This window comes from Staphylococcus sp. Y174-1, from assembly GCF_049897865.1.
GTDB lineage: Bacteria > Bacillota > Bacilli > Staphylococcales > Staphylococcaceae > Staphylococcus > Staphylococcus saprophyticus.
Genome location: NZ_JAFCXB010000004.1, coordinates 32,134 through 44,522, shown reverse-complemented (window position 1 = coordinate 44,522; position 12,389 = coordinate 32,134). Strand labels below are relative to the sequence as shown.

Annotated in this window: 11 protein-coding genes; 2 read left to right on the top strand and 9 right to left on the bottom strand. The window is 32.7% G+C overall.

Annotated features, from left to right (window positions below):
* Nucleotides 1-76 precede the first annotated feature (76 nt).
* The 6 genes from ACP7BT_RS11685 to ACP7BT_RS11660 form a co-directional block, all read right to left on the bottom strand.
* Nucleotides 77-400 (bottom strand): winged helix-turn-helix transcriptional regulator, encoded by a 324-nt coding sequence (locus ACP7BT_RS11685; RefSeq protein ID WP_011302666.1) that lies wholly within the window; start codon nucleotides 398-400, stop codon nucleotides 77-79.
* Between the two features lie 86 nt (nucleotides 401-486).
* Nucleotides 487-1,746: a UDP-N-acetylglucosamine 1-carboxyvinyltransferase gene (locus tag ACP7BT_RS11680; protein WP_002482707.1), complete on the bottom strand. Its 1,260-nt coding sequence runs from the start codon at nucleotides 1,744-1,746 to the stop codon at nucleotides 487-489.
* A gap of 380 nt (nucleotides 1,747-2,126) precedes the next feature.
* Nucleotides 2,127-2,987: a class IIb fructose-bisphosphate aldolase FdaB gene (gene fdaB / locus ACP7BT_RS11675; RefSeq protein WP_002482706.1), complete on the bottom strand. Its 861-nt coding sequence runs from the start codon at nucleotides 2,985-2,987 to the stop codon at nucleotides 2,127-2,129.
* Nucleotides 2,988-3,244: 257 nt separating this feature from the next.
* Nucleotides 3,245-4,855, bottom strand: coding sequence for a CTP synthase (locus tag ACP7BT_RS11670; protein WP_069821669.1), 1,611 nt, complete (start codon nucleotides 4,853-4,855; stop codon nucleotides 3,245-3,247).
* Nucleotides 4,856-5,174: 319 nt separating this feature from the next.
* On the bottom strand, nucleotides 5,175-5,720 hold the full coding sequence (rpoE, locus tag ACP7BT_RS11665; RefSeq protein ID WP_002482704.1) for a DNA-directed RNA polymerase subunit delta: 546 nt from the start codon (nucleotides 5,718-5,720) through the stop codon (nucleotides 5,175-5,177).
* Nucleotides 5,721-5,829: 109 nt separating this feature from the next.
* Nucleotides 5,830-6,690, bottom strand: coding sequence for a GNAT family N-acetyltransferase (locus ACP7BT_RS11660; protein WP_002482703.1), 861 nt, complete (start codon nucleotides 6,688-6,690; stop codon nucleotides 5,830-5,832).
* Between the two features lie 215 nt (nucleotides 6,691-6,905).
* Here ACP7BT_RS11660 and coaW point away from each other — a divergent pair, with 215 nt between their 5' ends.
* Nucleotides 6,906-7,703 (top strand): type II pantothenate kinase, encoded by a 798-nt coding sequence (coaW, locus tag ACP7BT_RS11655; RefSeq protein WP_002482702.1) that lies wholly within the window; start codon nucleotides 6,906-6,908, stop codon nucleotides 7,701-7,703.
* Between the two features lie 481 nt (nucleotides 7,704-8,184).
* Here the strand turns inward: coaW and ACP7BT_RS11650 are convergent, their stop codons facing one another.
* From ACP7BT_RS11650 to ACP7BT_RS11640, 3 genes are all read right to left on the bottom strand, one after another.
* Nucleotides 8,185-8,850: a DUF2750 domain-containing protein gene (locus ACP7BT_RS11650; RefSeq protein ID WP_069821670.1), complete on the bottom strand. Its 666-nt coding sequence runs from the start codon at nucleotides 8,848-8,850 to the stop codon at nucleotides 8,185-8,187.
* 358 nt (nucleotides 8,851-9,208) lie between these two features.
* Nucleotides 9,209-10,405, bottom strand: a complete 1,197-nt coding sequence (gene ldmS / locus ACP7BT_RS11645; protein ID WP_037538019.1) for an L-aspartate--L-methionine ligase LdmS — start codon at nucleotides 10,403-10,405, stop codon at nucleotides 9,209-9,211.
* Entirely contained in the window at nucleotides 10,402-11,586 is a 1,185-nt protein-coding gene (locus tag ACP7BT_RS11640; protein ID WP_041080792.1) for a M20 family metallopeptidase, read from the bottom strand. The genes ldmS and ACP7BT_RS11640 overlap by 4 nt, the downstream gene beginning before the upstream one ends.
* Nucleotides 11,587-11,869: 283 nt before the next feature.
* Here ACP7BT_RS11640 and ACP7BT_RS11635 point away from each other — a divergent pair, with 283 nt between their 5' ends.
* Nucleotides 11,870-12,340: an S-ribosylhomocysteine lyase gene (locus ACP7BT_RS11635; protein ID WP_002482698.1), complete on the top strand. Its 471-nt coding sequence runs from the start codon at nucleotides 11,870-11,872 to the stop codon at nucleotides 12,338-12,340.
* Nucleotides 12,341-12,389 lie beyond the last annotated feature (49 nt).

Here is a 12,389-nt window from a genome sequence, read left to right as displayed (position 1 = left end):
ATACCTAATTAAGACTGTGTGCTCCATTCTCTTTTAGTAATATTTTGAATTTCGCTTTTACTTTAGAATTTAATTACTATTTATTTTCGAGTTCAATATAATCTTGAGCCCATTTTTCCATTGGCACTAATGCTGCTGCTAAAGCATCACCTTTATCTGTCAGTTGGTAAAGAATATTCATTGGACTGGTAGAAACCACTTTCTTTTCAACTAGTCCCCATTCACTAAGATCCGTTAACTTTATGCTAAGTGCACGTGGTGTAATTGTCTTTAAATCACGTTTCATATCTGAAAAGTGTGCAGACTTTTCCGTACATCTAGATAAATAATTAATAATAAGACCATTCCAACTTCTACCTACTATTTTAAAGGTTTCTTCTAGATAAGGGCAAACTTTCATGGTCATCACCTCAATATCGATTTATTCTATTATCATTTAAACTAAGTACACTTTGGTTACTAAGTATATTTATTATACCACATTTTCTATACTTCTTCAGTCCAAATGTCTGCACCTAAAGATTTTAAAGTACTAACGATATTAGTATAACCACGATAAATATGCTTTACATTATAAATTGTTGTAACACCTTCAGCGAATAAACCAGCTACAATAAGGCAAGCACCTGCACGTAAATCACTAGCATAAACTTCTGCGCCAGTAAGTTTAGATGGCTTAATTGTTGCTGTACCATTATCTGCCGAAATATCTGCACCCATGTTTTTCAATTCATCTACATGTCTAAAACGTGCTGGATAAATCGTTTCGGTAACAAATGATACACCATCAGCCATAAACAATAATGGGGTAATAGGTTGTTGAAGATCGGTAGCAAATCCAGGATATACAAGTGTTTTAATATCAACACTAGCATATGGTGTACTACGTTTGATTACGGCGCTATCATCACCAACTTGAATATCAACACCAAGCTCTTTTAATTTCACTGTTAATGGTTCTACATGCGTTGGAATAATATTATTAATTGTTATATCTTCACCACATGCTGCGGCAATACACATATATGTACCAGCTTCAATTCTATCTGGAATGACCTGATGATGTGAACCGTGTAAATGTTCTACGCCATTAATCTTAATCGTACTTGTGCCAGCGCCTTTGATATCTGCACCTAAGCTTGTTAAGAAATTAGCTACGTCAACTACTTCTGGCTCTTTTGCAGCATTCTCAATGACAGTTTGACCTTCAGCACGAACTGCTGCAAGCATAATATTGATTGTTGCACCAACACTTACAATATCTAAAAAGATATTCGCACCTGTTAATTTGTCAGCCTCTATCTTCATTGATGTAGAACTTGATTCATCAATTTTAGCACCTAAAGCTTTGAAACCTTTAATGTGTTGATCAATGGGTCTCGGTCCTAAAGGACAACCACCTGGTAATCCAATCACACATTTTTTAAACCTACCTAACATAGCGCCCATCATATAATATGAAGCACGTAACGATTCTACTTTATTATTAGGTAATGGTGCATTTTCAATTTCATTTGGATCAACATTTAATGTCATACCATCTAATTCAGTCTTAATATTTAAATCTCCAAGTAAACTTACTAAAGTTTCTACATCAGAGATTTCTGGAAGGCCTTCAATAGTTACTTTGTCTTCAGCCAAAATTGCGGCTGGAATAATTGCTACTGCACTATTTTTAGCACCGTGGTTGTTCACTTCACCTTTTAGTGTTTGACCACCTCTAATTTTAATCACTTCTTGAGCCATTCGTATGTTCTCCTTTGCCTTTCAATCAATATTTCTCTTCCATAACATCATTTGCATTATAAATTAAATTATTACAGTTTGCAAAGCACATCAGTTTATTAAAATTTATTTCATATAAAATAAAGTGTCTTCTCTTGTATATAATTTTTTTACTATTGTTTTCAATTCCCATTATTTACCAATTCAAATCATAATTATAAGGATTTATTATTAAAATTTTATGTTATCCGTGCTTTCCTGATTGCTTTTTTACACAAACCTAACAAATTATAACATAAAAAAGAGAGCGAAGCAGAAATCAAAAAAATGAATTTGATTTCGACGTCTCGCCCTCATAAATCGATACAACATATATAAAGTATCAAAAGTTATTCGTTAACTTATTTTGCTTGGTTAGATGTACCAAACTCTTTAATTTTACCAATAACAGTAGCTTTAATTGCTTCACGTGCAGGTCCTAAATATTTACGAGGATCATACACTTCTTTATCATTGTCTAAAGCTTCACGAACAGCTTTAGCTGAAGCAATTTGGTTTTCTGTATTTACATTGATTTTAGCAGTACCAAAAGTAATTGCTTTTTGGATATCTTTCGTTGGGATTCCTGTACCACCGTGTAATACTAATGGTAATCCTGTAGAAGCACCAATTTCTTCCATTTCTTTAAATCCTAATTTTGGTTCACCTTTATAAGGTCCGTGTACTGAACCTAATGCTGGCGCTAATGTATCGATACCTGTTTTTTCAACAAGTTCTTGACATTCTTTAGGATCTGCATAGATTACGCCGTCAGCAACTACATCATCTTCTTGTCCACCAACAGTACCTAATTCTGCTTCAACTGAAACACCATGTTCATGAGCATATTCTACAACTTTTGAAGTGATTTCAACATTGTCTTCGAATGAACCATGTGAAGCATCAATCATTACTGATGTAAATCCAGCGTCAATTGCTTCTTTACATTTTTCAAAGCTTGAACCGTGGTCTAAGTGAATTGCAACTGGTACAGTAATTTCTTTGTCATGCATTAAACCTTCAACCATTTTAACAACTGTATAGAAACCACTCATGTAACGAGCAGCACCTTCAGATACACCTAAAATTACAGGAGCGTTCTCTTCTTGAGAAGCTTCTAAAATTGCTTGAGTGAATTCTAAGTTATTAAGGTTATATTGACCTACTGCGTAACCATTTTCTTTTGCATCTATTAACATTTCTTTCATTGAAACTAAAGGCATGAAAGTTCCTCCTTGGTGCTTTAAGCACATATTTTTACAATCTAATTATATCAAAGTCGTATACCTTTTGCATTCTTCAATATATTTGTAAGCGTTTTTATTTTATATTTTTATTCTAGATGTATAAAAATCGCCTAAATTTCAAATTTTAATAATCATTTATACCCCATTTTTATATACATACATTTGAACGAAGCACTAAATAAAAAAAGACACACATCTCGACGTAATAGTTCGAGTATGTGTGTCTTAACATATTATTTAGATTGCTGATGGTTCAATGATGCTTCTATAAATGCTTTGAAAATCGGTTGAGGGCGATTAGGTCTTGATAAAAATTCTGGATGGAATTGACATGCAACGAAAAAGTCATTGCTTGGAATTTCTACCATTTCTACTAAACGACCATCTGGACTTGTTCCAGAAAACACCATTCCGTTTGCTTCGAGTTGTTCTCTATATTCATTATTAAATTCATAACGATGACGGTGTCTTTCTTCAATTTCAGTTTCATTATAAATTGAATTTGCTAATGTACCTTCTTTGATATGACATGGGTATAAACCTAAGCGTAGTGTACCGCCTAAATCTTCGATATCTTTCTGTTCTGGTAATAAGTCGATTATAGGATGTGGTGTATTAGGATCTAATTCTGCTGAATGCGCGTCATCTAGTCCAATGACATTTCGAGCAAACTCAACAGTTGCTAATTGCATACCTAAACAAATACCGAAATATGGCACATTATTTTCACGTGCATATTTAATAGCTGATATCTTACCTTCACTTGCACGGAATCCAAATCCACCAGGTACTAATATACCATCAACTTCTGCTAATATTTCAGCAACGTTTTCATCGGTAACTTCACTTGAATCAATCCATTTCACTTCGATAACTTTTTTGAATGGATAGCCAGCGTGTTTTAATGACTCGACAACTGACAAATATGCATCTTGTAAGCTTACATATTTACCTACTAAACCAATTGTTATCTTGCCATCTAAACTGTTAACCGTATCTAATAAATATTGCCACTCATCTAATTGCGTTTCGTATTTTGGATTTAATTCTAAACGCTTAATCACAATATCGTCCATATCTTGTTTACTTAATTGTAAAGGTATCTCATATAATGAATCAGCATCACGACATTCTATAACGCTTGCTTTATCAATATCACAGAATAGCGCAATTTTATCTTTTAAATCTTGAGTAAGTTCATATTCTGTTCTAACAACAATTAAATCTGGTTGGATACCAAGACCTCTTAATTCTTTCACACTATGTTGTGTTGGTTTTGTCTTCATTTCTCCAGCAGCTTTGATATATGGTAACAAAGTACAGTGAACATACATTACATTTTCGCGTCCTAAATCACTACGGATTTGTCTAATTGCTTCAATAAATGGCAATGACTCTATATCCCCTGTTGTACCACCAATTTCAGTAATAACTACATCTGCATTTGTACTTTCCCCAGCTAATAATAAACGCTCTTTTATTTCATTCGTAATGTGCGGGATAACTTGAACTGTACCACCTAAATAATCACCACGACGCTCTTTTTTTAAGACATGAGAATAAACTTTCCCAGCCGTTACATTTGAATATTTATTTAAATTTATATCAATAAATCTCTCATAATGTCCTAAGTCTAAGTCAGTTTCAGCACCATCGTCTGTCACAAAAACTTCACCATGTTGATATGGACTCATTGTGCCTGGGTCAACATTTAAGTATGGATCAAATTTTTGAATCGTGACTTTTAATCCTCTATCTTTTAATAATCTTCCTAAAGATGCTGCCGTGATACCTTTACCCAATGAAGAAACAACTCCACCAGTTACAAAAATGAATTTTGTCATGTTCTGCCTCCTATGATTAAAACCGTATTTTCTTACAATACGTTTTGATTCGTATCAAATCTCCAAATTAGTTGCTAAATTTTGTGATACAACATTTACATATTTAAATGCTTCATCATTATATGTATTAATTGTCGTAACAAGTACTTTCAAAATATAAAATACTATAAAACTGATATATTATTTAAAACAAAAAAATCGCTCCCTCTCACATGGTTGTAAGGGGGAGCGTATAATATTTATACACGTCGTCCTAATTAAAGGAGCCCGAATAAAATTTTATCATGTTCACGAAAAAAGTCAATTAAATCTCAAAGAATTATTCTTCTGTTTCTTCTTCGTCTTCAAATTCTTCTTCTTCATCTTCTTCGTCTAAATCTTCATCATCTTCATCGATAACGATATCTGTTTCATTAAGATCTTCATCAACATCGTCATCTTCTGGATCTTCTGGATCATTCAAAGTCTCTTGGTCATCTGTAACTGCTGGAATATCATCATCATCATCAGCCTCATCTTCACCAAGTAATTTTAAGTTTTTATCTTCTTCATCATCGTCGTCCAGAATATCAAATTTTTGAATCGTAGGCGCAATTTTTTCTTCAATATCTGCAACTGAATACCAATCACGTAATCCCCAAATATTTTCACCAACATTTAAAAAACGACCATCTGTGTTTAAATCTGTATAGAATTGAACAATTCTATTTTCGATTTCGTCGTCTTCATAATGTCCAAGTGCTTTAAATTCATCAATAATATCATATAAGTTCATTGTGTCATTTTTTTCATTTAATAACGTATATGCCATATCGATAAATGATTTCTCATCAACCATTTCTTTTGTGTAATCTTGAATTCTCATTATTTATTCTTCCTTTCAAAGGCGTTTATCCAAATCAGTACTAAGTTTAACATAAGTAATAATAACAAATGTAAATTATAAATGACAATTCCTGATTTCGCAATCGCATTTAGTAATTTATATATTTTTCAAAGACAATATAATCATCTGCGGCATCTATTTCAACAAAATTACTGTTTATACATAACGGTTTTAATTCATTATTTTCACCATACAAAGTGATTGTCAATAACTTTACACTATCAAAATGTTTACGTACATATGTAGATAATTGTCTCAATGCGCTTTCAGCAATACCATGGTGCCGTTCTTCTTTGTTAACTTCAACCGAAGAGATATTCATTCGATCTTCATGTCTTTCAATAGCAATAAATCCCACTTTATTATCATCTTTAATTAAATCAATGATATGAATATTGAATGGTTGTTCTTCTGTGTTCGGTTTTAATTTTAAAGAAGAGACATGTTTAGAATCTAGATCAAGGTAATATAACCTTTCTTTTCCAATAGGTCCTTCTTCTTTTGTAGCTGCATGCATAAAGCCCGCACGTTCATAAACATTCCAAGCGCCTTTATTTTCAGCGTCGACCACTAAATATAAATGGTTAAAATTTGGAAAAAGTGTCTGTACATACCTAGGCAGATACATCATCATTTTCGTACCATAGCCATAACCTTGAAAATCTTCATTGACTGATAAGGATCTCACATATATAACTTGATTTGGCGTGTCATATCCTTCATGTTGATAATACTGATGCAGTACAAAGAAGCCAACAACTTCACCTTCATCATTTAGTGCAATATTTGGAATTCTATCTTCATCAATGATCGCATCATCCAATACATCTTTAGGTAATGATGAATAAATTTGCTGTCTTTCACTTAATTTGAAATCATATAAAGATTGTCTATATTTTTCTTCATAAACTTGTACCGTAATATTTTCAAAATTTTCCTTTATAAACATGTTTTAATCCCCTATTAAAAACGTAGTCGTTATTTATTCATACCACTTCTGAATCAAATCAACCTATAAATTTACATATAATTTAGAAACATACCTAATTAATTAACAGCCTTAATTGTGAACTATTCTATCAATCCTATTAAATTCATATTTGATTTTCCTTCATTTTATTATACTATAAGTTATAATGGAAATTTTTATTAGGGGGAATACAGATGAAGATAGGTGTCGATGCTGGTGGCACGCTCATTAAAATTGTTCAAGAAAAAAACGGTGAACGAACATACAGCACAAGATTAACTACTGAAATTGAGGAAGTCATTCAATGGTTAAATCAACAAGATTGTAACAACATTAATCTGACGGGTGGGCAAGCTGCCATGATTAATGAACAACTCAATTGTGAATCTCGTGTATTTGTTGAATTTGATGCTGCAGCTAAAGGGCTAGAAATTCTATTAGAAGAACAAGGTCACTTCTTAGATGATTATATTTTCACTAATGTTGGTACTGGTACTTCACTTCATTTTTCAAATGGCAAAGCGCAAAAGCGTGTAGGCGGAATAGGCACCGGTGGCGGTATGATACAAGGCCTTGGATACCTACTCACAGGTATCAGTAACTATAAACAGTTAACTGATACAGCTCAAAATGGTAACCGTGATATTATAGATTTAAAGGTAAAACATATATATAAAGATAGTGAGCCTCCTATTTCTGGCGATTTAACTGCAGCTAACTTTGGTAATGTGCTACATCATTTAGATGAATCATTTACAGATGCAGATAAATTGGCTTCTGTAATTGCAGTCGTCGGTGAAGTCATTTCGACAATGTCAATTACTGTCGCAAGAGAACATAATACAAAAAATGTTGCCTATATCGGTTCTTCCTTCCACAATAACGATTTATTAAAGGAGGTGGTCAAAGACTATACTGTTTTACGTGGGTGTGAACCTTATTATATTGAGCATGGTGCATTTTCTGGTGCTCTAGGTTCTATACATTTATAATGCTTATATTCATTAAATTATATAATGTATAGACTGCTCATTAAGCACGTTTATTTGCCACAATGTGACATATTAAAAACAGGACATTATATGAGTTATCTAAATGAAAAATGATTTTGTAGGATTTTATACAATCATACTGAATGGGTATAAACAAAAAACAGTAATTTCTAGTTTAAAACACTAGAAATTACTGTTTTATTTATAAATATGAAATTGAATAATACAGATACTAATCATGTAACTGTTTAAAATAAGCAGTTGGACTTTACACCAATTGTTTAAATTGACAAAAAGCCTAGACGCCTAATTATGTTCCAGACTTTTTGACATTATCTATTTATGACTCAATCTCTTTATTTCAACTAGTTATTACTCCAAACAAATCTATAACTATTTCGATACGATAAAATTTGTGCTCTAAATTATAAATATTATAAATACATAACTCATAAACAGCTATATTGTTGATAACCTTTAATTAAAATGTTAACTGGTCAATTACTTTTTGAGCAGGCACAACGGTTCCGACTACGCCTGACTTCAAGTCTATTGCAACTGCATGGTCATCATCACGTAACGTATCTAACCATTCAGCAAATACTTCCCCTTCAATCTCAATAATTTCACATTCTTCAAAATCTTGATTTCTCACCTTTTCAGCTCTATTTTTAATACTCCATACAGGCATAATATGTGGTTTTTGGTGTGCTTCATCACTGATCATGATAAATTGTTTTTCATTCTTATTAGTTAATCCAAACACAGCATCTTCTTTAGCAACATCTTTAACAAATTCTTTCAATCTAATACTATCCAAATCAGACATCAATTCATTTGAAGCTGCAACGATACGAACGCGTTCACCATCTTTATGTGAAGTTGGGTTCATCAATACCTCATCATCTTTATCAAAAATATCGTCAATTTCATAAGTTACAAAACGATCAATATCAACCGTTTTTACTTTGTCATATTCAATTTGCTCTTTATTTAAATAACTTTCTGCTGTTGCTTTATCTGTCCAAGCACATACTACATTTTGTTCAGATATTTCTTGTCTAATCAAATGCTTTGATTTAGTTCCGACATAAAAAACTTCATTTATTAAAATATCTTGAAAAAATGAACTTTCTTTGTAAGACATATTTTCACCTTCAATTCATTTATAATAATTACTTATATTTAAAATATAAATGACTGTATGTTTCTAGTCAATCAACGAATGTTCCTTATAAATTTAGAAAGTATTAACAGGAATCAAATTTTTTAATAAAAATTAAAGAATAAAAGTCATTCTCTTCCTTGGCTAATATTCTAATCGTATACATAACCACTACGCATTCGCATAAAATATATCAATAGTACTTTGGATCGCTGGTAGTAATTCACATCTATTGTCCAATTAAAAAATCTGAGACACCTATTTATGTCCCAGACACTTTACATTTTTAGCTTTTAAATTATTATCTACTGAGTAGAACCACTAATTTTAATTCCACATTTTATTTTTCTTGAATCTCTTTTAGAAATTGTTGCTCCAATGTATCAACCGTAGCTTTGTTTTCAGCATGCCATATACAACCAAATCTAGATTGCACCGTATCATTTTCAAACCATTCACCATCATAATAAGAAAGTGGAAATAATACGCCCAGTCGCACATATTTCAAAATTGTCGCAAAAAATTGTTCGTTATCACCAGGCGAAATATAACTATAAAATTTATGATAGCCTTGTTGAAGTATAGGCTCTAACAACAACATACTTGTCGAACCATTTTGTCTAAAATTCAAATCAATCGCATATACATCATTTTTGTCGTCTAATAACAAGTCAAAGCCCGCTACGCCAAAGTAACCTTTAGATACCCCAATTTCCATGATTTCTCTACCAGCTTCTATCACGTGTTTAGGTACATCCGGCGCATTTTCATTTCCACTATAATGGCCGTAAGCATCTGTGAGTTGAGCTGAAGTACCTATATATCGTATGCCTTCATTTTCAGAATATGCAAATTGTACACAATAATTAGCAATCGCTTCTATCTTTTGCTCTATAATCATTGTGTCAGTTTCTGATTGAGCTTGAGCAATTCGTGTTTTTGCTTTTGTTAAATCTTCTTCTGAATAACAAATCATTACACCATACCCGCCAGCAGTTGGTAAGTCATCCCCAGGTTTTAATACAAATGGGAACGACCATTCAGACACCGCCGCCTCAAAATCTTCAATGTTTACAACTTCTCGACGGGGAAGGAATTGATTGTTCGTCCATTCAGGAATTCTTGCTTTATTATTTAATGCAACAAAGATATCTTTATCTAGTGCATAATGCGCTTTAGTTAATATATCTTCACCATGAATATATTGAAAATAAATTTTCTTATTCTCTTCTTGCGCTAACACTTTTAAAGTTTGTTCATAACTTTGTTGATCGTTGAATTGAATGATATTTGTAGGCATTGTTTTCCCTACCGCTTCAAATAACTGCTTTAATTTATCAGTGACGCTCGCTTCATGAACGATTACTGGCATATGATTAGCAATTATCAGCTCTCTACCTGTTAAAAAATTCGATTGGTGTTCTTCAGGTTCCAGCCATGGATTTGAAATATAAGACGGTCTAGAAGTATAGACAACGCGAGAATCGTAAAGATCACTAAGTGTTAATTTGGGTCTATGAGAGCGTTCTTTAGTCATTTTTTATGCCCCTTTATAAATTGATGTTGTTCAATAATCTCATCAAACAACGCTTGATTCGTTAATAATTCTAATCCCATAAGCGAGAGAATCTTAGCACCTCTAATTAACGCTTGGTCCCCATGGGTACTTGCTGCAGCCTCTCTAAATCTATGCGTATGACCTACTAAATTACGTGATCCAATTTTAATATGTGGATGTATCGTTGGTACAACATGACTCACATTTCCCGTGTCAGTAGAGCCATAACCAAAATCATCATCAATGACAGCTTCACCCATTTCTGTTGCATATTTAGCAAATAAATCATCTAGTTTTGAAGATTTTATAAACTCGTTCACGCCATTTTGTATAGGTCCAAATTCATAATCACATCCAGTTTGCAATGCCGCACCTTTAGCTATTTGACCAACTCGTTCAGTTAAAATGTCTAACTCATGGCGACTTGTTGCTCTAGTATAGAATCTCGCATGTGTAAAATCAGGTATAATATTGGCTGCTTGTCCACCATCCAATATAACGCCATGGACACGTTGACTACTTTTTATATGCTGACGTAATTGCGCAACCCCATTAAAATATGAAATCATTGCATCAAGTGCATTTTTCGCTTCATCTGCATTTTCAGATGCATGCGCACTTTTACCAAAAAATTTAACATCTAGTACATCTACAGCCAAAGTATTGATTGTTCTGTATGTTTCATTACCAGGATGCACCATTAAGGCGATATCTAAATCATCAATAATACCTTCTTTAACATAAGTCGCTTTAGCACTACCGTTTTCTCCACCTTCTTCTGCAGGACAGCCTAATACAATTACTTTTCCGCCGACTTTATCAATGACTTGCTTTAAGGCTATACCCGCAAATGTACTAGCGGTACCAATAATATTATGACCACACGCGTGACCTAACCCTGGCAATGCATCATATTCGGCCAAGTAACCTATAGTTGGTCCCGTTTGTCCTGAATCATAACTTGCTATAAAGCCAGTCGCATGTCCTGCTATATTTGTTTCGACTTCAAAACCATGTTGCGTTAACGTTTCCGTTAACGTTCTAGATGCAAATATCTCCTCATTACCTAATTCAGGTCTTTGATGGATTTGATGGCTCATTTCTAAATATTTATACTTTTCATTTTCTATATAGTCCAATACAATTTGTTTATTCTCCATAATTCAACACGGCCTCCTAAATTACTTGGCATTATGTTTATACTCAATTTATAAAATAAATCAAATGCAATAAGTAATTTATTAAATAACACAACATATGATTCATAATGCACAAAACATGATTTAATTATTACTTATTCTATCGGGTTTATTGAATTCTGTCATTCATTTTCTGAAATTTATAAAAATAACTTTCATACGCCTTTATACCACATTTCAAAAATTGTAAATCCTCTTTTAACTTGTTACAATTAATTTAAGTTATATATGAGGAGGATACACCATGCCAAAAATGAACGTAGAAAGTTTTAATTTAGATCATACAATCGTTGTAGCACCTTTTGTGAGATTAGCAGGGAAAATGGAAGGCGCTAACGGTGATGTAATTCATAAATATGATATCCGCTTTAAACAACCAAACAAAGAGCATATGGATATGCCTGGGTTACATTCATTAGAACATTTAATGGCAGAAAATATTAGAAATCATTCAGATAAAGTCGTTGATATTAGTCCAATGGGTTGCCAAACAGGATTTTACGTTTCATTTATCAATCATGATGACTATGAAGATGTGTTAAATATTATCGAAGCAACAATTAAAGATGTATTAAATGCTACAGAAGTGCCAGCATGTAATGAAGTTCAATGTGGTTGGGCTGCTAGCCATTCATTAGAAGGCGCCAAAGAAATAGCCCAAACATTCTTAGACAAAAAAGCTGAATGGCATGATATCTATGGTGAAGCACAATAATTTATAATGTGAGTTAGCATTTTATAAATATATAAAATAAGAGAGCACA

Excerpts from the sequence above, each read along its gene's own strand:
- ACP7BT_RS11685 (WP_011302666.1), bottom strand. The coding sequence starts at position 400 with ATGAAAGTTTGCCCTTATCTAGAAGAAACCTTTAAAATAGTAGGTAGA.
- ACP7BT_RS11680 (WP_002482707.1), bottom strand. The coding sequence starts at position 1,746 with ATGGCTCAAGAAGTGATTAAAATTAGAGGTGGTCAAACACTAAAAGGT.
- fdaB (WP_002482706.1), bottom strand. The coding sequence starts at position 2,987 with ATGCCTTTAGTTTCAATGAAAGAAATGTTAATAGATGCAAAAGAAAAT.
- ACP7BT_RS11670 (WP_069821669.1), bottom strand. The coding sequence starts at position 4,855 with ATGACAAAATTCATTTTTGTAACTGGTGGAGTTGTTTCTTCATTGGGT.
- rpoE (WP_002482704.1), bottom strand. The coding sequence starts at position 5,720 with ATGAGAATTCAAGATTACACAAAAGAAATGGTTGATGAGAAATCATTT.
- ACP7BT_RS11660 (WP_002482703.1), bottom strand. The coding sequence starts at position 6,690 with ATGTTTATAAAGGAAAATTTTGAAAATATTACGGTACAAGTTTATGAA.
- coaW (WP_002482702.1), top strand. The coding sequence starts at position 6,906 with ATGAAGATAGGTGTCGATGCTGGTGGCACGCTCATTAAAATTGTTCAA.
- ACP7BT_RS11650 (WP_069821670.1), bottom strand. The coding sequence starts at position 8,850 with ATGTCTTACAAAGAAAGTTCATTTTTTCAAGATATTTTAATAAATGAA.
- ldmS (WP_037538019.1), bottom strand. The coding sequence starts at position 10,405 with ATGACTAAAGAACGCTCTCATAGACCCAAATTAACACTTAGTGATCTT.
- ACP7BT_RS11640 (WP_041080792.1), bottom strand. The coding sequence starts at position 11,586 with ATGGAGAATAAACAAATTGTATTGGACTATATAGAAAATGAAAAGTAT.
- ACP7BT_RS11635 (WP_002482698.1), top strand. The coding sequence starts at position 11,870 with ATGCCAAAAATGAACGTAGAAAGTTTTAATTTAGATCATACAATCGTT.